This window comes from Zhouia amylolytica (assembly GCF_900116365.1).
GTDB lineage: Bacteria > Bacteroidota > Bacteroidia > Flavobacteriales > Flavobacteriaceae > Zhouia > Zhouia amylolytica.
In genome coordinates, this window is record NZ_FPAG01000001.1 from 1 (window position 1) to 25,018 (window position 25,018).

Annotated in this window: 22 protein-coding genes; 14 read left to right on the forward strand and 8 right to left on the reverse strand. The window is 34.8% G+C overall.

Translation table 11 applies throughout. From position 1 onward, the window contains the following. Positions 1-401: 401 nt before the first annotated feature. The 13 genes from BM361_RS00010 (at position 402) to BM361_RS00070 (ending at position 9,636) form a co-directional block, all read left to right on the forward strand. The gene (locus tag BM361_RS00010; protein WP_139226568.1) at positions 402-854 is read left to right on the forward strand and encodes a site-specific integrase; all 453 of its coding nucleotides are present in this window, start codon (positions 402-404) and stop codon (positions 852-854) included. Between the two features lie 45 nt (positions 855-899). Next, positions 900-1,463, forward strand: a complete 564-nt coding sequence (locus tag BM361_RS00015; protein ID WP_083425820.1) for a site-specific integrase — start codon at positions 900-902, stop codon at positions 1,461-1,463. Positions 1,464-1,814: 351 nt separating this feature from the next. Continuing rightward, the gene (locus BM361_RS00020) at positions 1,815-2,090 is read left to right on the forward strand and encodes a hypothetical protein (protein WP_139226569.1); all 276 of its coding nucleotides are present in this window, start codon (positions 1,815-1,817) and stop codon (positions 2,088-2,090) included. A gap of 77 nt (positions 2,091-2,167) precedes the next feature. Continuing rightward, positions 2,168-3,637 (forward strand): hypothetical protein, encoded by a 1,470-nt coding sequence (locus BM361_RS00025; RefSeq protein ID WP_074976143.1) that lies wholly within the window; start codon positions 2,168-2,170, stop codon positions 3,635-3,637. 681 nt (positions 3,638-4,318) lie between these two features. Further along, positions 4,319-4,609, forward strand: coding sequence for a hypothetical protein (locus BM361_RS00035; RefSeq protein WP_074976145.1), 291 nt, complete (start codon positions 4,319-4,321; stop codon positions 4,607-4,609). Positions 4,610-5,256: 647 nt separating this feature from the next. Then, entirely contained in the window at positions 5,257-5,421 is a 165-nt protein-coding gene (locus BM361_RS17225; RefSeq protein ID WP_394364639.1) for a hypothetical protein, read from the forward strand. A gap of 83 nt (positions 5,422-5,504) precedes the next feature. Further along, positions 5,505-5,852 carry a hypothetical protein gene (locus tag BM361_RS00040; protein ID WP_139226570.1) on the forward strand — a complete coding sequence of 116 codons (348 nt, stop codon included), beginning with the start codon at positions 5,505-5,507 and terminating at the stop codon, positions 5,850-5,852. Continuing rightward, complete coding sequence (locus BM361_RS00045; protein ID WP_074976147.1) at positions 5,842-7,035, forward strand: hypothetical protein; 1,194 nt, start codon at positions 5,842-5,844, stop codon at positions 7,033-7,035. Before BM361_RS00040 ends, BM361_RS00045 begins: the two co-directional genes overlap by 11 nt. Before the next feature lie 10 nt (positions 7,036-7,045). Then, positions 7,046-7,567 carry a hypothetical protein gene (locus BM361_RS00050; RefSeq protein ID WP_074976148.1) on the forward strand — a complete coding sequence of 174 codons (522 nt, stop codon included), beginning with the start codon at positions 7,046-7,048 and terminating at the stop codon, positions 7,565-7,567. Between the two features lie 11 nt (positions 7,568-7,578). Beyond that, complete coding sequence (locus BM361_RS00055) at positions 7,579-7,974, forward strand: hypothetical protein (RefSeq protein ID WP_074976149.1); 396 nt, start codon at positions 7,579-7,581, stop codon at positions 7,972-7,974. 157 nt (positions 7,975-8,131) lie between these two features. Beyond that, positions 8,132-8,401, forward strand: coding sequence for a hypothetical protein (locus tag BM361_RS00060; RefSeq protein ID WP_074976150.1), 270 nt, complete (start codon positions 8,132-8,134; stop codon positions 8,399-8,401). After that, positions 8,349-9,026 carry a hypothetical protein gene (locus BM361_RS00065; RefSeq protein ID WP_139226571.1) on the forward strand — a complete coding sequence of 226 codons (678 nt, stop codon included), beginning with the start codon at positions 8,349-8,351 and terminating at the stop codon, positions 9,024-9,026. Before BM361_RS00060 ends, BM361_RS00065 begins: the two co-directional genes overlap by 53 nt. Before the next feature lie 178 nt (positions 9,027-9,204). Then, entirely contained in the window at positions 9,205-9,636 is a 432-nt protein-coding gene (locus BM361_RS00070; protein ID WP_074976152.1) for a hypothetical protein, read from the forward strand. A 463-nt stretch (positions 9,637-10,099) separates the two neighbouring features. Here the strand turns inward: BM361_RS00070 and BM361_RS00075 are convergent, their stop codons facing one another. Then, complete coding sequence (locus tag BM361_RS00075) at positions 10,100-11,311, reverse strand: alpha/beta fold hydrolase (RefSeq protein WP_074976153.1); 1,212 nt, start codon at positions 11,309-11,311, stop codon at positions 10,100-10,102. Positions 11,312-11,446: 135 nt separating this feature from the next. Between BM361_RS00075 and BM361_RS00080 the strand changes: the two genes are divergently transcribed. Then, positions 11,447-11,632: a hypothetical protein gene (locus BM361_RS00080; protein WP_074976154.1), complete on the forward strand. Its 186-nt coding sequence runs from the start codon at positions 11,447-11,449 to the stop codon at positions 11,630-11,632. 344 nt (positions 11,633-11,976) lie between these two features. Here the strand turns inward: BM361_RS00080 and BM361_RS00090 are convergent, their stop codons facing one another. The 7 genes from BM361_RS00090 to BM361_RS00120 form a co-directional block, all read right to left on the reverse strand. Then, positions 11,977-13,620, reverse strand: a complete 1,644-nt coding sequence (locus BM361_RS00090; RefSeq protein WP_175496528.1) for a discoidin domain-containing protein — start codon at positions 13,618-13,620, stop codon at positions 11,977-11,979. 49 nt (positions 13,621-13,669) lie between these two features. Continuing rightward, a complete protein-coding gene (locus tag BM361_RS00095) occupies positions 13,670-14,740 on the reverse strand; it encodes a discoidin domain-containing protein (RefSeq protein WP_074976157.1) in 1,071 nt (356 codons plus the stop codon). A gap of 11 nt (positions 14,741-14,751) precedes the next feature. After that, a complete protein-coding gene (locus tag BM361_RS00100; RefSeq protein WP_038269011.1) occupies positions 14,752-16,581 on the reverse strand; it encodes a RagB/SusD family nutrient uptake outer membrane protein in 1,830 nt (609 codons plus the stop codon). An 11-nt stretch (positions 16,582-16,592) separates the two neighbouring features. Then, positions 16,593-19,994, reverse strand: a complete 3,402-nt coding sequence (locus tag BM361_RS00105; protein ID WP_083425821.1) for a TonB-dependent receptor — start codon at positions 19,992-19,994, stop codon at positions 16,593-16,595. A 174-nt stretch (positions 19,995-20,168) separates the two neighbouring features. Next, complete coding sequence (locus BM361_RS00110) at positions 20,169-21,257, reverse strand: FecR family protein (RefSeq protein WP_139226572.1); 1,089 nt, start codon at positions 21,255-21,257, stop codon at positions 20,169-20,171. A gap of 104 nt (positions 21,258-21,361) precedes the next feature. Beyond that, positions 21,362-21,940 (reverse strand): RNA polymerase sigma factor, encoded by a 579-nt coding sequence (locus tag BM361_RS00115; protein WP_038269009.1) that lies wholly within the window; start codon positions 21,938-21,940, stop codon positions 21,362-21,364. Between the two features lie 223 nt (positions 21,941-22,163). Next, positions 22,164-24,896, reverse strand: a complete 2,733-nt coding sequence (locus tag BM361_RS00120) for a PKD domain-containing protein (RefSeq protein WP_175496529.1) — start codon at positions 24,894-24,896, stop codon at positions 22,164-22,166. Positions 24,897-25,018 lie beyond the last annotated feature (122 nt).

Genomic DNA, 25,018 nt, shown 5'->3' on the forward strand with positions numbered 1-25,018 from the left:
GCTACAAAGTAAACCAGCTAGAAATAGCTGGTTTTTTATTTTATAGCAAAAGCGATGTTTACATCCGCTTTGGAGATAAATAAAAAACAAGATGCGGAGCAGCGTAGGTTTCTTTGTAAAGTTTCCTCCTATTCTGGTCCAACAAGCATAGTGAGTTAATCCAGCTCCCGATACAAAGCCGGAAAACCCTTGTTTTGTATGAAAAAAAATAGATCTTTCTTACAAAGCGAGCCAATAAACGAGCCAACTTTAATCAAAAAGTTGATGCAGAAAAACTATACATTACCAAAATTGTACGTCCCAAAAAAGAACGGTAAACCTACGATTGAACCCGGAAAGCGATGGTACGTATGGTTTTTATGGCGGGATCCTGAAACTGGCCTTTTAAATAAAAAATTTAAGTGCCAACACGACATAAACCGCTATTCCAAAGTAGCAGACGTAAAGCAATTGGCAAAGCACTAGTTGAAGCTTATACTGTCATGCTAAATAGGGGATTTGATCCAATGCGCCCCGATACAAAAGACATGCTTACCGACTCCCTGAACATGAATTTTATGCAGGCAATGGATTATGCATACAACAATAAAAAGGGAGATTGGAGCGAGAAAACAAAAAGCGACTATAAATACCGGCATGATAAGTTCATTGAATGGATGAAATACAATAATGTGGCTGGGTTACCAATAGAAAAAATCAACAAGCGCATCCTTACCACTTTTTTAAATGAGCTGAGTAAAGAACTTGGTGCAAACAGCATCAATAATTTTAGAGCTTATTTAGGGTCTATGTTTGGAAAATTGGTCGATGATGATATCCTGGTGTCTAATCCGGTTTCGGCCATAGCAAAGTAAAAAGTAAACCCTACAAAAAACAAACCATTCACACCACAACAGCAAATACAGAACATACGTGAGTATTTCCTAAAAAAGGATCCGTACCTATACCATTATCTTAGGATGGTTACATTTGCTTTTTTGCGCCCTATCGAAGTCGTTCGCCTTACAGTTGGGGATATCGATTTACAAAACAAGGTGTTGACTGTAAAGTCAAAAACCGAAAACCGCAGTACTATAAAAATAATTGAAGACCTGGTACCAACGTTGGAAGGGATGCAATTGGAAAAATACAAATACAACTTTCACTTATTTACACCTAAACAACAACCAGACTATTGGGATTCAAAAGAAACAAGTAAATCAGATTACTTCCAAAAACGATTTGGAGAGGTCAAAGAACATTTTGGCTTTGGTGTTGAGTATGGTATTTATAGTTTTAGACATACATTTGTAAAGAACTTATACGAAAACTTTTTAAAAGAAGGGTTGAGTGAGCGCGAAGCTCAAATGAAACTCATGGGGATTACCAGGCATAAAAGTTTAAGCGGCCTTAAAAACTACCTTCGTGATGTTGGTGCAGCTCTATCGGAAGATTATTCCGACAGTTATACTATTGTGTTTTAAGCCTAGTGTCACATTTTCGTAATTCTTTTTATACATGCTAAGGTATAGGTCATGTTCAATATTATTACTAGACGTTATATCTATTTCATTAATTTGATGATAGTTAATTACAGCTTTCTACCCTTTGCTCTAGGGTGTTGCTTATATGTAACGATATCCCTTCTCTTTTTAACAACATCATTGGTTTAGCTGTCTATATTACATATTTGATAATTTGAAAACTAGAATCTTTATTTAATCATGTGAGCTTTTTAATATGTTAAAAATTGAATACACCTTAAAATTACACATATAATATTGTATATTTTATCTGATTATCAGCAATATACCAAAAACCAAATCTTAAATGTCATGAAAACATTTTACACTTTTATTTCAAAAAAATATTACTTTAAATTCGTATTGATCCTAATTCTTTTTGGTGTCGGATGTCAAAAAGAAGATATTCAGATCCCTAATGAAGTTCCTATCCAGTATCAAGACCCTGAAGTTAAAATAGAGCACGGATCTATTAAAGATTTCAAAGCAGATATTACTTTTCAAGAATCACTAAAGAAGATCAAAACTAACATAGCTGATATCAAATCAAACAGCCTTGAATCAAAAAACAAACAGAATTTTTTATAGATACTTCAAAAGTTGTTAAAGTAAAAAGAAACTCAATTACTACATATAGCCTATTAGCAAAAAGAGAGGAATCCGAAATGGGAACTGTTGACAATCTTATTATTTCAATTGATAGTAATGATAAAGTTAATAGCTATATATTGAGTTATACACCACAAGGGAAAGGTTTTGTTTGCCATTCAAATCATGACGCATATTCATTTAATGGCTCTTTAAACATAACTCCTGTAGAAATAGATCTTAATGAAATTTTAGCTCAGAGAACAGCAGTAATCCAAATAGTCATACTGATTTGTGATTGGGAAAATGGACAACATGGGGCGTGGCATTTAGCCACTGCTAACTGTACTCCCGGGTTCATTCAATCGGTCACAGTGAACGTATATTATGAAGTAAATCAGTTTAACCAACTTACTATGGGTGATTACGTTACTCTTGATGGCGAAATTGTTTCAGGTACAGGCAGCAGTGGAAGTCCAGGTGGGAGTACCCCAATATTAATGTTAGATGATGATGAAAACGTATACGTACAATGTGAAGTCATAATTGATAGTTTTCAGAATTTAGGAATTTTAGGAATTGAAGAAAATTGGTTACGCAATAATTTATGGTATGCTCAAAAACTTTTTGACTTTTTAAATCCTGAATTATTTTCTCCCAAAGCAAAAGAATTTGCAATACAAGCTATGAGGGACCAAATGAGTGGATATTCCATAAATTTATTTGAAGGATTCTTAAATCACCTACTTGAGGAAAACCCATTTAAGATAATCGAAATCGATTGCAATCAAATACAAAAATGGCAAGCTCTTGCTCAACATATTGCTCCTCAAAGTATACAAAATAAAATAGATAATTTACCGAGTTCATTTTTTAACAATTTTGAAATTCAATCATTAGAAGATGCTAATGGCACCATTGTAAATTTAGATTACTTTGGAGTCAACATATCTAATCTCCCAAATGACCCAAACACAGGGCAACAATTTAATCCAGATGGGTTTCTTGATTATATTAGAAGACATTTTAATAATTTTATTGAAGGATCTACTTTTGAACCTTATTGTGAAATATCATCAATGTGTGAAACTGAAACTAACTTATGGAATTCATCGAATCCATTAAGTAGCATAATATACATTGATATTCCAATGGATGATGGAGTTGTTATATGTTCTAAATACGCAAATAGTTATTGGTATTTTATGACACTGAATGCTCCATATACTGGCAATCATCCTGTTAGTGGAACAAGACAATTTGGATATGAACAAAACTCAAATGGTTCTTATAATTTTTTTGTAAGGGGAGTTGATAGATTTGAGTCTAATATAGCAGAGAATTTAGCGTATGTAATTGGAAACGGAAATCCCTTTTTTGGAGCTGACAATCTTTGGTCTAGCTTTCAGCAAAAGATTAATCAATTTGTTAACAATAATTCAGGTTCCTCAAATATAATTCCTGCTATAACGAATAGACCTGATTGGAATAAAATAGAACAAGTCTTAAACGGAGAAAAATCAACAAGTGAAATAGGATGTGATTAAATAACAATATCATGAAGTATTTTAATAAAAAAACACTAAACGTTTGTTTCTACTTAGCAATTATTTATGCCTTTATAATATTTGTTATACCCTCAAAGTACATATGGGGAGTTTATTCACCAAATTTATTAGGTTGGACGATGATAGTGACATTCATTTTAGGACTCTTCCTCTTTTTTTTATTACTTATAAAAGATATTTATAATAAGAATGTTCAAAGCATTAAAAAAAGAACATTATTTATTTTAGTAATAATTACTATCTCTATTGTCTATTGGTATATAGAAGCTAAAAGTATGGGGAATGTATAAAACCATAATCTACAATGAAAGATTTTAATGACATCCCTCAAACCAAAAAACGGGTCTATTCAATAGAATAAATTTAGATTATCTCCTTGAAAAAATTAAATGGTATATCCCAACTAAAACCCAAAATGAAAAGAACTAATTAAATATTTTTAATGAAATTGTGTTTAAAATATATCACTTTTTATTTAGCTGTCTTATCAAGCTTTATAAGCTGTAAACAAAAGGAAAGAGCAGAGTTAGTATATATAAAACGTTTCTTTCCCATGGCTCTGATTATAAAAAAATTATTAAAGAATATGAGAGTCTCCTAATATCAGAAAATATAATTAAAGATACTACCGCAAATAGTTATTGGGAAGTTGTTGAAAAAATGGCTACAAACAAATCGTTTAACCCTTCTACTTCTCTGTTAAACTTAACGGAAGAAAACAATTTCCCAAAAAAAATAACAATAGATTGTGAAGAAATGATTCTGAACAGTTTAAATTATAATACAACTAAAATAAAACGATTTAACCATGTTTTAGATTCTATACGTAAATTATCAAACCCACAACCTAATGATTATGCTAAAGGCATGCTATCAGTTTTAGACAAAGAAGATTTAGATTATTATAAATTAAAAACATTTGCTCTTATAGTACTAATTAAGACAGAATAGATATTTAAAAAAACTTTTTGTTACAAACCTAATTTTGGGTTTATTTAATTCTCTGGCAGCTGCTATCTTTAAAAATGATGATACTCCAGATATTTACTGGATCTTATCAAAAAAAAAAAGGATGTTGGCCAAAGGAAACAAAAAAAAGATGCCACACCTGGTAGCATCCCTTTTTATAATGATGAATGATCGTTTATTGAGTAACTAAATCTGTTACTTTTCTACATTTAATTTTGTTATTCAAATCACTATACACTATGAGCTAAATTTTTCAAATCTTGGACAAAATGGTTTGAAAATTGTTCTGTTTTTAGGCTACAAAGTAAACCAGCTAGAAATAGCTGGTTTTTTATTTTATAGCAAAAGCGATGTTTACATCCGCTTTGGAGATAAATAAAAAACAAGATGCGGAGCAGCGTAGGTTTCTTTGTAAAGTTTCCTCCTACTCTGGTCCAACGAGCATAGTGAGTTAATCCAGCTCCCGATACAACAAGCCAAACCCTTGGAAACCCAAGGGTTTTTTCTTTTTATAACCTTAATTAAAAGATGTCCTTTTAGGTGACCCATTATTTAAAATTGGTGACCTATTAAAATTATGGGCTATCTCTCATAGAACACCAATGTTAAATCACTTAAAAACATTGGTCATGAACCCACAAAAAATCTACATTCTATTTGTATTAAAAAAGCAAAAGCTAAACAAAAAAGGACTAGCTCCCCTCTATTGTAGATTAACTTATAATAAGAAAAGAATTTGCAACTGGCATTGTAGTTTCTCCAAAGAGAGTCTATTTTCCATTTTTGAACAATAAAAGGATTTCATCAAAAAGGAGAATAATCCCCAATAAAACAAACTGTTTATTCATAAATTATGGCGAAATTTAATAAAATAATTATGAATGTAACAACTTTAAAAAAGACAAAACTAGTTTTAAGATTACATCTTATAGCACTAATTTTTATGTTATATGCTTGTCAAAACAACAGCGACTTACATGTTGAAGACAACATTAACCATAAACTATCTGAGGGCTTCCACAAAGAAGAATTCAAGGAGATTATTCCTTATGAATATTCGGTAGATTGGAATAATTATGCTATAGGTTATTCAGAAGAAATGGATTCAGAATATTATGAATTCACTTTAAATTGGTTAACAGAAATGAATCCAATTGATTTTGCACTAAATGGGGAGAATACTCATACATTTCCAAATTACAAATTATTGGCTAATGGGATTTGAATTTTTTGCAGTTAAATTTTTAGAGAAAAGTGACTCCTATTCAGAAAATATTTCATTGCTCAATTTAAAAGATTTTAATGGGAAATACTATATTTATGATTCCCAAGCTAATAAAATCTTAGCTAAAATGTATTCTAATGGAACGTTAGTTGGTGAAGTAAATGAGGTTGATAAAACTAAGAATGTTAAGCAAAAAATGGAAGAAGAATGTGTTATTGTAACTACTCAACATTATACGGAAATATATGCTTTAAGAGATGGCGAGCCTGAATTACTTTATGTCGTTTATGAAGGATATACTGAGGAGGAAGTTTGTGTTGATCCAAACAATGGTTATGATCCATATGAAGGTGCAACCACCGGTGGTAATGATACAGGAGTGGGTAGCACTAGCCCAGAGGAAGAATGTCCTGATACTGTCCATGGATGTTATTATGAATTTAAAGAAGAAGTTGTTGAATGCCCAGAGGGCTATAGTGTCGATGAAAATGGAAATTGTGTAGAAATGGATGATGGTATCACCATTGATCCAAGTGTTCCGGAATGCCTTGAGGAAATTATTAACGATTTAAAAACTAAATCAAAAAATATTTATATAGTTCCAGGCCTTCCTCTTAATACTAATCTATCGTCAATAATTTTAAATTTGTTTGAAAGCTCTTCAAATCACAATTTAGAAATAAAAATTGGAAACTTGTCATCTAGTAAAAATGCTGTAACTGTTCCAACTTCTCTAGGGAATGGTGAATTTAAATATACTATCACTTTGAATCAACTTTTTTTGCAAAACGCTACAGATTTAGCAGTTGCAAGAACAATTATACATGAATCTCTTCATGCACATTTGTCACACATGTACCAAGATCAACCTTTTACTGATTTTTCTAGTAGAATTAGATACCACCTTGCTCAAAATGGATATAACACGAATGATGCTCAACATGAAATGTTTGTTGAATTTACAGAGGCAATGGCTTATTCATTACAAGAGTGGGATAATAATAGTATAGGCAGCTATGATTATTATTACTATCTTTCTTGGTCTGGTGATATGCTCCAAACGAATGATTTTGAACATTTCCCTGAAGCTTTTAAGAAAGCAATTACAGACGCCAATATCGCAGAAGGTCAAGCCAACGCCGCATCTACCACTATTGCCAAAGGTTCTAATAATTGTCAATAAAACGTTTATTATGAAAAAGTATTTCTGTTTAATTATTATCAATCTATTTTTTTTTAATGTTTATTCTCAAACTGAAATAGACAACGAAAAAGAAAAATACTCTATTATCAAAAGTATTTTTAAAGGAAAAATAAATAATCTATTTCTATATGAGAAATTTGAAAATTTTAAAGGAATGACTTTTTTCCTTGACAACCCTAAAGTCTTAAAAGATATGTATGGGCAACCATCTGACCTTGATGAGATATCCAAGTCCTTGAAAGATGTTGATTTTTCAGATGAGTTTAGCAAAATAACCAATGAAACCTTTTTAAACACTAGCATGTTAGACCCTGGTATTAAACTTATCAAATCTAAAAGCATAGACGATAATGCCAAGGTGACCTATATCTCCGAACCGATTATAATTAAAGATTTAGGCTTTATCTACTTAAAATCTAATTATGAAGAATCTATCATGATTCTTAAAAAAAAGGAATCAAATTGGGAGGTGATTTGTCATAAATATACTTTCTTAATGCTTGTCAATTAAACCTCTAGAAGGTGCGTGATTGTATCCCTAAAGAAGTATTATGGGTGATTAAAACCACGCGACTTCAACAAGGACTTGATGAATATGTTAGTACCATTAATTTTAAACTTTGCATTGATAATATTAAATCTAGTGAAAGCGAACTTACTTCAGACGAAATTAAATTTCTTAAGAATCAATTCAAAAGTCTTAAAGTTGAAGAAATCAACAAAAAGCGTATTATCAATTCCGAAAATATAACCAATATTAGAAAGCAAGGTTACTACATCTCTATGCCCGTTATTTTTAGAGAAAACAACTGTGCTATTTACTATTCTGAGAATGGTACAAGTGGACAATTTAATCTACTAATTAAAAGAAACAATAAATGGGAATGTTATTGCCCTAGCAGGGTATGGATGGAATAAAGCTATTAAGTGTTTTTTAACTATATTAATACCTTATGGATATGCCAAGAGGTATTTCATATCTGATAAAGTCTAAAGCGAATTCAACTATGAGTTAATATTGCTATACACAAATGAATATTTAACTCCCAGATTTTTTCAACTTTATCAATTCTTTATGGGACTTACGGATAATCCTGTTTATAATGGTGACCCAATATCAGATGCTCAGCATCAATATATGGCAGAAAATTATGTAACCCCAATAGCTCAGGCCATTCGACAAATAGATGGAAACAGGTATTCTCTGGATTTCTATATGTGGCATGGATGGAAGGGTCTTGAATCAACTTATGATTTTAAGCACAAATTAAATACTAACCAAAAATCTGATTATGTCCAAAAGCAACAACAAATCAACATCAGCACAAATGTTACTTGCGAATAAGTCAATATTAATAATAACAGCCTTTTTAATAATAGTAGGCTGTAGCAAAAATAAAAATTGTACTAAATCTGATATGCTTAAATATGAATTATTAACTGTTATTATAGATTCATTTGCTAAACCCTCCGTTACTATTCCTCCACTAGTTCCTGAAGGTGTTGTTGATACAATAAAGAACGAAAGAGACTCAATATTAAATTTGATTAAATCAGAGGAGTGGGTAAATCAAAAAAATATAGTCGCTGTATTGCCATATTTTTATACGCCTAATAAAGAGGTCATATTCAAAAACACCTACCCTAAAGAATTTGAGAGTTTAGTTAAAGATTTATCAGTTAAAAGTGGTGATACTATTTTAAAGATAGATAAAATAAAAAAAACCAGAGGGAATATTTTTATAAAGGCTCCAACTTTAAAGGAATTAATAAAAGATGAAGATTTGTGGAATTCGTTTGATTTAAGAATAACGGGGTCCAAAATTGTATTCGATGCTGATTGCGATAAAGCGGTAACCATTATTGGAATCAGTAAAGGAAGATTAAATAGCTATAACAGTTTAGTTTTTTTAGAGAAAATTGATAATAATTGGGTCATAGTACATAAAGAAACAATTTCAATTTCTTGACTTACCATTATTTCTGCTCACCACACTGGTGTGGACAATTGATAAAGAAAGTGTTATATCATTTAGCTAGGTCTACCATAAAATATTTATTCTTATTTATTTCATTCCATAACCAAAGAAATAAAAAAATATTGAATCAATAGAAAGAGTTAAAGACTATAATAAAAAGTTTTACAAAATGAAAGATATAATAAATCAGATGCTAAAAGTACAAAATGGCCATAAAAAACAATTATTTATAGTAATGTCTATAATGATTTTTGGCTGTTCTTCAGTCAAACAAACATCCATTGATAGTGATGAGTATGATATATCGAGGTATCAAATATCAAACTCCCTAAAAAGTAAAAATCTAAATATCTCTATTTTTGATTATGTTGATAGAAACAAAAGAATATCAGGGGCTATAGAAATTAATGGGGTTTTTATTAATAATCAAAATTTAGAAGATATCTCTTTAAGTGTTTCAACAAATAAAACTTATGATATAAGTATATTGTATTTATCAAAAAAACCAATCAACATAAATAATCTGAAAGTAAAAAAAGGAGATTCTATTGCTATAAATGTATTTATGAAAGATAGCATGGAACCTATTCATGAACAATAAACTTATTAGACGTTTCATTCAGGCTGGTGAAAGCATAAATCCTTGTTCCTTTTATTTGTTTGTAACCCAGCTCCCGTGACAAAGACAAAAGTCTTTCAGAAATGAGAGGCTTTTTTTATACATGAGATTTTGGGAAGTTTCTTTTTGAAAGAATAATGGATTAAGCATCGCATTAAGAGATTCCGCAATGAATGTGGAATGACACCGGGTGTGGAATGACTTGGGGAGCGGAATTGCACTGGGAGTGGTGAGTGGAGGGTGGATTCCGCAATAAATGCGGAATGACATTGGGTGAGGAATGATATTGGAAGGCATCAGTGGAGGGTGGATTCCGCAATAAATGCGGAATGACATTGGGTGCGGAATGACACTGGGAGTAATCAAAGGAGAATGGGTTCTAAATCATTTTTATTCAAAATACATATAAAGTGTTCCCTGATCTTTTATAGAAATACAAGGAAACTTATTTAAATGCATCTTTATTTAATTCGGTCCTGTATTGGTTCGGGGGCATTCCATATTTTCTTTTAAAAGCTATGGTATAGTTATTAGGATGTGTGTAACCAACGCGTTCAGCGATTTCACTAATAGAAAGGCTAGAATTTGTTAAAAGCCTGATTGAATGCTCTAATCGGGTTTGATTAAGGTAAGTAATCACAGGAGTCTCAAATAATATTGTGAACCCAGACTTTACTTTAAACTCATTAATCCCAAATTTCCTGGAAAGTCCCTTAATCGAAATTACTTCATTGAATTTTTTTTCTATATAGTCTTTTATGGCATAAATAATAAAAACATCTTCAGTTTTAAGTTTATCAAGCCTTTTATCTTTTACAATATTACCACCCAGCAGAAAGGTCAGTATCGCTGTCAGTTCTTCTCTTTTAACACCAAACCAAGGTAAATGGTCTGTCCCCTCTGAAAGAAACAGCTCTGACCCAGGTATATTTTGATGTAAAAAAATGCTATGACCACTTTCCACTAGTTTATCCCCTGTTCTATGAATAAGTAAAACCGGCTGCTTTATCTTCTTAAGACATGATCTTACATCAATATCCAGATTCATTTTATACAGAGCGATTGCGGCGGAAGGGCTTGCACTATGTCTTAGATAGGAAGCCCAATACTCCTGAACTTCACTATCGTTCATTACACTGGGAGCCATCAATTGCAACCCTACAGGACCTCCCCAATTTTCTGCCATATAATTTATGGACTTTAAATGCCCCTCTTCATTGAGACCGTAAGGGTAATCATCGGATCTTACCCATTTTGCAAAGGAACCAAAAAGGATCAGTTTGGATACCTTTTTTGGGTATGCTGAGGCAAAATGTAAACCGAGTGGTCCCCCTTCGGAAAGTCCAAAAAGAGCTGCCTGTTCTATATTAGCATGTTTCATAACCGCTAACAGGTCTTCTGCTCGTTGATCCATATTTGGTAATTCATTCTCGTTTACCCTATCGGATAATCCGGTTCCGCGTTTATCAAATAGAATCAGCCGGCAAAAACTTGTAAGGTGATTTACCCAAGCTGCCAATGGTGGAATATGTGAAAATTGTTCAACATTTGAGATCCAGCCAGGAATTACTATTAAACAAATGTCGCCACTACCAAATTCCTGATAGGCTATATTAACCTTCCCCGATTGGGCATATTTAGTACTTCCGGTTTGCATTTTATAAAGTTAAATCTTTAAAATCTATATAAAAAATACTTTTCGCATAGATCATAATACCGATGTAATATTACTGACTATCAGCATCATAGCTAATTTTGAAGTACAAAAGTTTAATCATTTAATACAAAAGATATGAAAACGCTAGTTAATGGATTTGGGGTAGTACTAATTACAATAATTGGACTATTATTTTTGATATCCGACAGGTTATCTTATAAAAACTCGGGTGAGGGTAAAGTCTCAAAAGATTTAGGGAGTTTTGAAAAAGAACTTAAAAAAGAGATTGAGTTTGATCTCTATCATCGAGATTATCGATAAAAACATGTTTCACAGATTTATAAAGGGAAAGAGCCACAATGATTTTCTCGGGATTCAGCAACCAATAACCTACCGATCTTTCCGATTAGGAAATTTGGCAGGTGTACTTCTTGCTAATGTTAGACATATAGTTTTTGATGATATTTTTATAATGCACGATGCGTTAACCAAGTTCCCGCGAAATGAAAAGTACAGTTGCATAGTCGACTTTATATTTCATGGGATTACTTAGCTTCAATAAAAAATCAGGCCAAGAAATGACCTGATTATCAACCAAATTAATTCGAAATTATTTCTGAGTATTCCGAATCTATTTTTAACCTAATTAAATTAAACCTTATGGTTTAATAAGCACTTATTTCTGCAAGGTGAGTAAAGAAGATGTCTTCCCCACTTCCGTTATCATGTCCTGTTAGAATATTAATTTTAAAATATCTGAATGATTGTGACTCGTTTAAATCTAAGGTTTCAACAGTTGAAGATCCAACGGTTCCGGATTGTATTTTGGTCCAGTTTACAGCATCATCACTAATTTCAATCTCAATATCCTTAACACGCCCATTAAATTTATTGCTTCGTTGATTGAATAAAAAACCCTTCACTACTTCTACGGTTCCTAAATCGATGGTGAAATTATGCGGGTAACCTGGTTGTGCTCCTTGCCATTGTGAATGCCAAAAAGTATTTGAATCTCCATCAATCAAGTATTTCGCTGCTCCATTTTCTGAACCTTCCCCATTGAGTTCTTCAGATGAAACCTGAACGATTTCCCAATTATCCTTGGATAGGGTTGTCACTTCTTTTAATTCCACATCAATATCCGGTTTGCCATCAACAAATTCATAGGAGTAATTCCAAACGGAAAAATTACCGTTCTCATGAAGGAAGCGCAATCTTAAGTCAAATGGATATTGCCTAAAATCACCATCAATTCCAGACAATGGCATATCCAGAGATATGCTATCGCCATTTATAATATTCCGGCTGGCCCATGTAACCGCATTATAATCAGCATCACTGCTACTGGTTTTAGGATCATTATAGGCTATAAATCCATTAACCGGGATATCTGTTTCGAATTTCGCCCGAAAATATAATTTTTCAGCATCTGCAAACAGCCTAATAGAAATAGGGTTAAGGGACGGTGTTTGTTCATAAAAAGGCATGGAACCCACTTTATTCATCACCTGATTATTATTTAATATCAAAGCTGAAGCGAATGTTAAATGCACTCCATCCGGATTATCATTGAATTCATGATTTCCCAACGACATCATGGAAGTCCAATTATCGGTTGCCTGGTGTTTGTTATGCGGCAGGTTTAATGCGTGACCAAGCTCATGAATGGTTCCTCCAATCCATAGTGAATTTCCCTGTTGAGATCCATCTTGCCAATACTTCATATCGAAGTTGGTATAATCAAGGGCATAGCACCATTTTCCGATGCCATAAAAAGGTACACCTCCTGCATCCCAACCATTATCACCTTCCCGACTTGGCAAGAACACAATGCTGTGTGCTCCGGAAGATTCTCCCGGATTTTCGGAAAAGTACTCCTTTATTTCTTCTCCAGCCTTACCACCTCCTCCTTCATAGGGATAATATTCCTGACCATGGTTGCCATTAACTAAAATTACTTTAACATAGGACGGATCTTTTTCACTTTTAAGAAGCCCAAAAGTTTTATCGTTAATACCATATCGAGTCATCTCATCTTTATACCATTTTTGCATAAAGGTCATAATTCCCGATATCCTTTCATGATAATTATCTAATGGATCTATGTCTGAGGGTACAAGGTATACCACATTTAAATTATGTTCGTAATCACTAATGTAATTGCCTAAATCAGGTTCTTGACCATTATCCGGTAATTCAGTTTCCGGATCCTTAACATTTTCATCCGGATTGTTAGATTCAGTCTCTGGTGACGAGCACCCCCACAGGGCCACCATTAACATGAAGAAATAAGTTTTTACTTTTTTCATATCATATATAAACCAGAGGACCCCTTTTGAGTCCCCTGGTATTTTTAAATTATTCGCCATAAACATCTAGCTCGGCCAAAAAGGTAAAATTATTTGGGCCTTCAATTGCTGTCATTCTAATATACCTCATCTCGGGATTAGACGACAATCTATAACTTTGACCGCTAAAATCTGTATTGTCAAAATCAAATTCACCAATCATTTCCCAGGTAGTATTATCTAAGCTTCCCTCAATTGTAAATTTGGTCATTCCTCTGCTATCATTGTTTCGAGTAAACAATACGACTCTACTAACCACTTTTACCTCTTTCATATCTGCAGTGATCCAATGCGGGTAACTCGGAGAACCTGTCGACCAGGCAGAATGCCAGAAGGTATTGACATCTCCATCTATCGCTGCTGTAGCATATCCGTTTACCGGACCTTCACCTCCAGCCTCCTGAGATGAAAAGTCAACAATCTCCCAATTAGACTTATCAAATTTAGTTTCCGAGTATGGAGCCAATTCAAAAAATTGCGAAGGTGATTTTATCCCATTTTGACTGGTAACATATACTTCAAAGGTTTGCTCTTCATTAGACAATCCTGATAGCACAGCCTCTCCGTCAACTTCAGAAGAATTCGCTACAAAAATTTGAGGTAATCCATCCACATCGACATATTTTATGTTTACTCCTACCTCTTTTTCTGTTAAGTTTTCCCATGTAACGATAACACTTCCAAAATCAGGGTTGGCTGCCAGGGTATTGGCCACAAACATGTATGGAGGCTTATTAGGTGTTACATTTAAGGTAGTAGGCTCGGACAAATTACCGTGTTTATCTGAAGCTGCAACCTTAAACTCATATGCTCTTTCTGAAAGTCCGGAGATGGTAGCAGCATCATTGTATTCACTGAATTTTTGATGTTGAGGAATTCCATCATCATCTAAATAATCTACTCTTACAAACTCTACATTCTGATCGTCCGGAAAGCTCCATGTAAAAATGGCTTCTCCGTATCCAGCCTCTACCGTAATATTACCGGGGGCTTCTAAAATAACAACATCGTTATCCTCATCACAAGCTGTGAAAGTCAATGCTGTTAAACAAACTATTAATAAACCATATAATTTCTTCATAATCTTAATTTTTACCAGCCTGGGTTCTGCACTAAATTTTGATTTATTTCAACTTCAGATAATCTAATTGGAAACAGGTAATATCCTGGAGTTGTAAAAACTCTGTTTTCAACATTGACCGGCTTATAGAAGTCTACCGCTTCTGAGGATCTAATATCTAATCCTTGAGCAGGCACATTAAACATTTCTCCTTGTTTCCACCTTCTAACATCCCAGGTTCTATGTCCTTCATAACACAATTCAATATTTCTTTCCTGTTGAATAATCGCTCTCATTTCTTCTTTAGAAAAGGATGATTTTCCTACCAGGGACCAAGCTTCCAACACACCAGGAACATTGGATCTTTCTCTGATCAAATCTAAATATTGAATTACTTCAGCATGTCTAGCGGCTCCATAAGCTTCGTTTAATGCTTCTGCATAATTCAGATAGAGCTCTGCCATTCTAACCAAAGGCCATGGATAGTTAATAACTTGATTTTCAGAAGATGAAATGATCGTTTGAGGATGAACCCCCTTTTTAACCAGATATCCTGTAGGGGAATAATCATTAAGACCATTGGCCCATCCATGCGCTTCATCCATTCGCATTTTTAAAACTACTTCTGTATTATTTACTTCAAACAAGCCTCTATCAAAACCGACAGTCGCATAAAATCTTGGCTCTCTGTTTCTGTGTAAAATAATTGTACTGTCTGCCATTTGAAATCTTGCGCTATAATTATAAGCCGGATCTACATCAATAGGCAAGCCATTCTCAGTGTAGAATGTTTCTACCATGGACAGTGAGCATGATTGTCCGTTATAGGAATTACTAGAGATTCTCGGAATACTATGACGTTGCCACCCGTAATATCCTTCTGGCACAGAGTACCCCCATACCACTTCTTTATTCCACGGGTCTACCATTGAATATCGATAATTAAGGGCTCCTTGTTCCATTTCATTATCACCTTCATTACTATAAGCATATAAATCATGACCTATAGTCTGAGCTGCTTCGATTGCATCTTTATTCGCATCTGCGGCCAACACCCATTTTTGTTCATCATAAGATGTATTCATCAATGGTGTTCCGTCATGCCCTGTAAAATCAGCATAAAACTCCGAGTTACCATTAAACAAAGGGCTTGCCGCATAAAGCAACACTCTTGCCTTTAAGGCTTTTGCTATAGCTTTATTTACCCTGCCTAATTCCCTATCGGTAGAAACATCGTTTGGCAGTAAAGCATAGGCCTCATCAAACTTTTGGGCAATAAACTCTACACATTGATCGTATGGAATTCGCGGGGCATAAAAGTCTTCTCCTGAAGCATCCAAAGGCACCTCATTTTCCATAAGAACGATTGGGCCATATTGACGAAGTAAAATAAAATGATAATACCCTATAAGAAATGTAGCCTCCCCCTTCATTCTTCTTACCTCCGCTTGAGAGAAATCCGGAGTTTTATCTATATTATTCAAAAAGATATAGGCTTGCCTGATTCCATCATACATATCAATAGAACCCGCAGCTGTCCAATAATCGAAAAATGGATCAGAAGCATTTAACTCGCCCCTCATCATCCTTTTAGCATGATACCACGATCTATCCCAGGGCGTAACCATTTCATCAGTTCCCCAAAGGGCAATAGAACTGAACATATCATTTTCCTGAGGCATGAAGCCATACACAGAATATAAAAAGTTTAGGGCTTCATTTGGCCTGTTAAATGCATCATCCAAAGTTGAAACATCGTCAGGAACTATATCCAGATATTCATCGCATGAGGTCGATAGCATCATAAAAGAAAAGGCTATTACCAAAAGCAATCTATTTGTTGTTTTAAATCTTGTCTTCATAATCAATTACTTTACAGGTTAATTTGGGCTCCAAGGTTAAACGTTCTTTGTGGTGGATATCCCAAACCATTTCCACCACCCATTTCAGGGTCCCAAAGATTGAATTTTGAAAAGGTTAGTAAGTTTACCCCATTCACATAAAATCTTACTTGGCGATTATACTGAAATCCAATTTCTGCACTTTTAAGTCTCATGAAAGAGCCGTCGCGCAACCACCATGAGGAATTTTGAACGTTATTTGGATTTTCGGACTCAGAAAGTCTCGGATAAAAAGCATATAAATTCTGGTTATCCTCCGTCCAATAGTCATTTGCTATAGCTTGGAGCACATTTCGTTCATTTTGAGCAAAAGGTTGTAAGCCACTCATAAAAAATGACACTCTTGCAATACCCTGAAAGAGCACACCAAAATCAAATTTCTTATACATTACATTAATCCCATATCCATAGGTTATTTCTGGCACACTTGGGTGCCCCATCGGAGTCCTGTCATTAGCATCAATTTTGTTTTGACCATCAATCTCGTTTGATATATCGGTATATTTTAAATCTCCGGGATAATATTGTGTGGTATAGGTTTGAGTTGGGCTATTATCTATTTCAGCCTGGTCTATGAACAAACGTTCTGCTTGAAGGCCCCATAATTGATTTACCGGTCGTCCCACTCTCGACAGATAGGAATACTTCAGATTCGGTTCATCCATCGCTAAAATTTTGTTTTGAGCGAATGTGAAGGTACCTCTGGAAGAAACTATTAAGTCACTACCAAAACTTTGATTATAACTCAGGGAAACATCTACACCTTTATTCTCTACCTCTCCAAGGTTAGCATAAGGTTTAGTATCACCGATACCTATCGTACCCGGAATCGTATTACGTTGCATAAAAATTCCTTCTCTACGTTCTTTAAACACATCAACGTTTAAAGTGACTTTATCAAATAACCCCAGGTCTAGTCCAACGTTGATCTTTTTACCAACCTCCCAGGTAATAGAATTATTTTCATAACGCGTAATTGCAACTCCTGGTCTGCTATTGTTAAAGTTCTGACCAAAAGTAAATCCATTATCTGCACCAAGATTCACATTACTGGTATAAGGGAAACGAACTGCTCCGATTCTATCATTTCCAGATTCACCATAAGATGCTCTAAGTTTAAATAAGCTAATTGACTTCTTAAGCGATTTGAAATATGGTTCGTTTGAAATGACATAACCCATCGCAAAGGATGGAAAAAAACCAAATCTTTTACCTTCAGCAAAATTCTCAGATCCATTATATCCAAAATTAACCTCGGCCAGATACCTATCGTCATATGCATAGGTCAATCTTCCGGATACTCCCTGGTTTCTGCTCGGCAATGAAGAGGTTAAATCACTTCCAATTACATTTACGTTATATTGGCGCTGAAGATAAACTAAGAGACCAGAAACATCATGCTTACCAAAAGTTCTATTGTAATTTAACGCCGCCTGTGTCATAAAGGATCTATCACCATTGTTGCTTCCACTTTGAGCCAGGGACTCTCTACCTCCCTGACCTATTTGGGACAATTCATATTCATAGGTATCTGTTTGCGGATCATACTGATAACCATCCAGTTGATAGAAATACGGCTCATAAGATCTTGTGATTTCACTACTGGTCCAGTTTTTAAACGATGCAAAAGCTTTAAAGCTAAGACCTTTGGTGATCATATCTAATTGCTGTCTAATTCTAAAGGTTGAAATGAAGGTGGAGGAAAACCTTTCTTTATAACCTTTAACCAGGTCAGCATAAGGATTTGGAAAAGTATTATAAGGGCCAAATCCACCGGTGGTATTCCCGAAATAAATATGTCCTGAACCTTCAGGCGTTGGATATGTAACAGGAAAGCGCACTGGATTTGAATTCATTATGTTTCCAAAAATGTTACTTGCATCTACGGCCGGACCATTATAATTGATTAAATCGGCATTAAGGTTAAGCTCTAGTTCGGTGGTAGGAGTTACATTTACGGAAATATTATTAACAAAGTTGTATCGCTTTTGATCTATATTATTATCAAAATCATTAACATCTGTTTCTTTTAAAATTCCTTTATCATGAAAAATGGAAGCTGACATATAATACCTTGCTGTTTGCCCTCCTCCTCTGATATTAAGGTTCCCATATTTACGAATGGAAAAATCGCTAAACAATTCATCTAACCAATCGACATTTGGATAAATATATGGGTCTCTGGCCTCCCTGGTTCCCTGAATTTTATCCTCTGAAAATTTAGGCGGTTGAAAAGGATTTTGGTTCTTTCGAGCTTCATTATACATATTCATAAAAGTAACCGCATCGGTGAATTCCGGATATTGTGTTGGGCTAATAAATGAATTTTCTACGGTAACATTTATTCGAGGTTTTCCTTCCATACCTCTCTTTGTTTCGATTAGAATAACACCATTAGCACCTCGAGCACCATAAATAGCAGTTGCGGAAGCATCTTTTAATATGGAGAAGTTTTGAATATTGGTTGGATCGATACTATTTAAGTCACCCAAAGAGATCTCAATACCGTCCATAAATACTAAAGGGTTTGTATTTCCGAAAGTCGAAATTCCACGAATCCAAAATTGAGCAGCATCTCTTCCAGGTTCTCCAGATCGCTGAACTGCAATCACTCCTGAAAGACGCCCGGCAAAGGATTGAGACAAGCTACTGGACGGAATCTTCATTTCTTCAGGTTTTATAGCGGTAACGGCCCCTACCACAGACACCTTTTTTTGTTCTCCAAAACCTACGACCACTACTTCATCTAACGCCTCAGCACTTTCCTGAAGTGTAATTTCGTAGGTTGCAGCCTCTCCTATTTCCATTTCAATGGCTTTAAAGCCTACATAGGACACCCTGATTTTAGGCTCAGCCGTTATCAGGTCTATTTCGAATTTTCCATCAAAATCAGTCGCTACTCCGTTCGTAGTTCCTACCTCAACCACATTCGCTCCTGGAATGGGGGTTCCGTTCGGGTCTAAGACCGTTCCATTTATTTTTCGCTGGGGAGCCCTTTTATTATTAGAATCCCCTTTTACGACATTTATCGTTTTTCCGATGATCTTAAATTCCAGACCCGAAATTGAGGAAATGTAAGACAAGACTTGATTTAGTGGTGCCTTTTTAAATGTTTTGGTCAGCTTCAGATTATTGTCCAGGTCTTTTTTATCATAAGAAAACTTTAGGCTTGTTTTACTTTCAATCAATTGAAATGTTTTTTCCAAATTATTTTCTTGAAGCATTAAATCTATGGACTCTAATTGCGTACTATCAATATACTTTTCTAAGGTTTTATTCGCTGAATACGAGTAATTTAAACACGTAAAACACGCTAAAATAAAGGCAAAAGAGTGCCTTATACCACGATAAAACCCTGGTATCACATTTTTCATTTTTAATGGTTTTGGTGAAGTTTTAAATAAAGTGAATAAGTGCAGTCAGATGCTCTTTTCCGAAAAAGAGATCTCCGCATAGCTCATTTTAATTAAAATACTTTAACTAGGTTGGATACTGTTTTTTTTGAATTTTCATTTTCTGATTTGTTTTGGTTGACTTAATTTACTTTTTTACTTCTGTCTATATATAGTTATGAGATCTCCCTTTATTTTAAATTCAAATTCCTTAACAAAACTGATACTCTCCAGGACGTTTTGAAGTGATTCATTCTGAAATTTCCCGGAATAACTCCACCCCTGCAAGGCTTCTTCTTCTAATTCCGACACGATATTTATCCCATACCAATTTTCAAGCTTCTCTAAAACCACTAAACCGTTATCATTATTGAAAATGAGATTCCCATTCATCCAGCCCACTACTTCATTTTTATTAAACTTCTGTTTCAGAAATACATGATTCTCATTAAAGTCTGCTAGAATTTGCTCACCGGGAACCAGCGTATCCCTATAATGGTTTCCATTTTCATTTTTAACCACAGAAACTTTACCGGTTGTTAATGAGACTTCAACTCTATTTTGGTTTTGATTAATATTAAATGAGGTTCCAAGGGCAGTAGTAATTACCCCATTAGCATTAACAACGAATGGCTTCTCAGGATTTTTAACTACATCAAAAAAAGCTTCTCCCTCCAGCACAACGTGTCTAACATCATCATCAAATTCTTCCTTAAATGTGATTGAACTACCTCCATTGATTACCACCTTGGTGCCGTCATGCAGAAAAGTGGTTAATTTCTCCCCTTTTTGAGCTACTCGGGTAATGAGATTATTATTATCGAAAAACAATTCACTCAAATCAGATTTAAAAATAATTCCAGAGGATATGATTATCAGTCCAATAAAAGAAGCGGCAATCATATAAATATTTCTTCGTCTATTTCTTTTGGAAATTAACTCACTGATGGGCAATGGGCGAACCTTTTTATCATCCTCCACCGCAAATGAGTCACGATTTATTTGCTTGTTGATTCTGGTTCTTAAATCTTGAATTCTTTGATTAGAGGTTTCAGCATGATGAAAATCAAGATTTCTTATAATAATGGATGCTTTATCAGATACTTCCCTAAGATGCGGATTTCGGATTAAAATATCGTTCCACTTTGTATCCTCCGTTTTTCCTTTAATCCAATCGATATAGGATTCATCTGCAAGAAAATCATCAAGCTTGTAGTCTGTATATGGTTTCAAATTCGTTTTCAATGATGTATTAAAACTATCTCTTTTATATATAATACATCGAGTACTCTTTTTACTCCCTAAAAAAGTGGATTTTTTTTATTATCGATAAAAAAAGCAATTGTAGACTATTTGGAAACCCCTTTTCTCAGGGTCATCATAGCTTTTGACAAGGCATTATAAACCGCTTTTTTACTGATTTGCATTACTTGTGAAATTTCTTCGAACGAAAGTTCATTGTAGTATTTAAGGTAGATAATTTCTTTTTGCCTGGAAGTTAACTTAATAAATATTTCTTTGATTTTTTGGGATAACCGGCCATCATTGTTCTCTAAAAACATCAGGTTTTCTGCCGACATATCAAATGTGGCCGCTTTTGCATCTAACTCAGACCATGAAGCTATAAGATTAAACTTCTTACGCTTTTGCAGGCTTTTCATTAATTCATTTCTAAATGAAGCCATTAAGTAAAACCTAATATTATCTGTGGTCTTTAACTCTTTTCTAAGGATCCAAATTCTGCAAAACACTTCTTGAATACAATCATCAACCAAATCCCAGTCGGCTGTAAAGGTCTTACCATAATTCGTCAGGTAATGTACATGCTCTTCAAAAATTTGATTAAAGGCTCCCTTATCTCCAAACTTCATATCAGTCCAAAGATCAATGTCCTTTTGTTTATTATATGAGAGCTTTAAAACTTTCATTTATCTAACGATAATCAATATTTACTTTTATTCAATTGGTTTCGAATGTATTACTATTTTATAGATAACGCAAGAAAAAATAACGTTATTTTAACATACCATAAAAAAACGAATGAAACTCAATAAAAAAGTGAAAGTTTTAACTTTCTGTATTTTCATTTCAATCGTTCACAAAAAAAGAGCGATGTTCATCGCTCTTTTTATTTATGCTTCAGGACCCCTGTTATTTTGAATCATCTGCTTTCCGGGTTACAAATCCTTTTAAGGTTTGCTTACTTTCGCCCCGTTTGTCTTTTACAGTCAGAACTACATCGTATTTACCGGAAGATGCATTTTCATAAGAAACGATTGGACGTTCTTCAGTTGAAGTAGCAGGAATACCACCCGGGAATTCCCAGTAATACTCAGCTTCCTTATCGACTACCGAATAGTCTGCGAATCTTACAAACGGATCCTTATCTGACACTTCTGTTTTATCTGCCGACATATTTGCTTTGGGTGCTGTTAATTCTACCAGGTCATTTTCCCATAAGCCCCTGGAAGTACCAACGCGAATCTTACCTTTTGCATAATTAATAAACATAAAGCTCGTATTTGCCGCCTGCATTCCTTCGCCAAATAACTCCCATTGCTTCATGCCCTTTTTCCTGTAATAGACACCTAATCGTGTACCCACATAAAGAATATCATTGCTGCCTCTTTGATAGATCATCGAATAAATTGCATATGAAGGCAATCCTTCAGAAAAGTCGAACCAACTATTCCCTCCGTCTTTAGACCCGATGACCTTTACTTCATTCTGACTCCCTTTAACTGTTACCCATACATGTTCAGGGTTTTGGTCACTAACAGCCATACGCCAAAGCGCATAATCTTTTACGAGGCTCTGTGGAGGGCTGACTTCTTTCCAGGTTGTCCCTTCATCAGTTGATTTTATTACCTTATTAGGTTCTACTACGGCATAAACATAGTCTGAATTGGCAAAACTTGTTTTAACAGCAACCGCATTTTTCTTTTCATCCACGAAAGAACTTATGGTTTGCCAGGACTGGGCATTATCTACTGTTTTCTTCAGCAGATACGTTTTATTTCTATCGCCATAATCACTTCCGTAAATTGTATAGTATTTATGAGGATGAAATTCCAGGTTATCGAGGGTTATATAGCCCAACTCAATCCCTAAATCCTGGAACTGATGTCCTTTAACTCCTTCCAGTGATCTTTTAACCCTTTGATGCCCCCATGGATGGGTATACATATATTGATCGTCTATCGGATTAACATTGGCAGCCATGGCGTCAGCTCCATTTACACCAATCCATCCACCGTATACTTCATCATCCCTAAAACAAATGCGATTGTGATTCAAACCAACCGCCATGATATCATTTTTAAATGATTGTCCGAAGCCCCAAAGCTCTTGAATTCCCAGGCCGTCGGACTTATCTTTTACTATGGTTTTTCCTCCATCGGCAGAATAATATGCTCCTCCGTCATTTCCATCCCAAATATGATCACCCACAATAGAAAGGCCATGGTGATCGCCATGCACCCCGGTATGTACATCGTTAGTAGGGTATCTGTCATAAGCCCTTCCCTTGGTTACTTCTCCTGTAAGATCAAAATGCCAGGTCTTCCCTCCATCGGTGCTTACTTTTAATTTATTGGCCGCACAAGCCAATACATTTTCATCTGTTTCTGAAACCGTAAAAGCAAAGTTCCATGTGAGCTGAGCCAGATGACAGGTATCGTACAGAAAATCGGTTGTTCCCATGGCATTAACCAATGGTTCTTCACTATTTCCACAACAATTCTTTGAGAAACTTTTTCCGGCATCTGAAGATTTAAAAAACGAGATCATATCCTTGTCTCGTCCGCCATTAAAACCGATCGCAATATAAACCACCTCATTATTAGCGGGCGTAGTACCCAGGCGTGCTCTGTGTGCTTTTGTATTATGGTCTGCCGGGAATCCTTCAGAAACGACCTCAAATGTTTGTCCGCCGTCTATGGATCTTTTGAAATTAATCCATTTCGTTTTTTCAGACACTTCAAGGATATAAACTATTTTCGGATCGTTAGGTTTTACCCTCATATCCCAGATCTTATTGGTCGTTTTATACTTTTCTGACCAGGAATCACCTCCATCTTCAGAAACATGCAGGGTATATGCTCCTTTTTCTTCGGTGGTTGCATACACCAAATCACTACTTACTGATGATACATCTACCCATAACAGACTCCCAAACTTATCGGGGAATGTCTTTTTTAAAGCTGTATAATCCCAGCTATTCCCTCCATTTACTGACTTTATAACACCAATATTGGTTGCCGCATATACTACTTTAGGATCTTTGCGACTGTAGACAATTTCATTGACCCATTCTACTTCGGGCACATCGTTAGAAACCAGGCTCCAGTCTTCGCCTGCATTTTCAGTCATCCATATTCCTGCGGTTGCGGCACCGGCCAAAACTGTAGTCGGTTCATCCGGCTTGATTCGAATGGATCGTAACACACCTACTCCGGAATTATCTTGCCTGGTGTTCCACTTTAAGAAAATTTGTTTCCATTTATTACCTGCCTTAGGCTTCTTTCTTAAATTAACTTCAGATGATATCGGTTCTATATAATTACCATTAGCATCAATATTGGGAAAGTTTTTAGCTATGTACTTCTTGTATTCTTTAACGGCTTCCGTCTTTACATAGGGTCTGTTTTCAAAGTAAGAAACGAATTGATCCCTGACTTCGAAAAAATTTGGATTTTCAAGCCCTAAAGCATTGTACCAAGAGGTTAATTTGTGTTGGTTCGACCAATACATTTTTTTCTGTACCGTTAACTCTTCACCATCTTTTGCAGGGTCTTTATCATAATCAAAAGAAATCAACACTCCGCAAACTAAACACAGCACTCCTAAAAGGAGCACCTTTAAAACACTTTTACTTTTCAACATACTTATAGAATTAGCTCTAAACATAGATAAACTTCACTCGTATTAAAATCAATAATTCGAAAGTAAAGTTGTATAAAAAGAAAACCAAACAAAACCTTATAGTTTTTGTTTGGTTTTACACA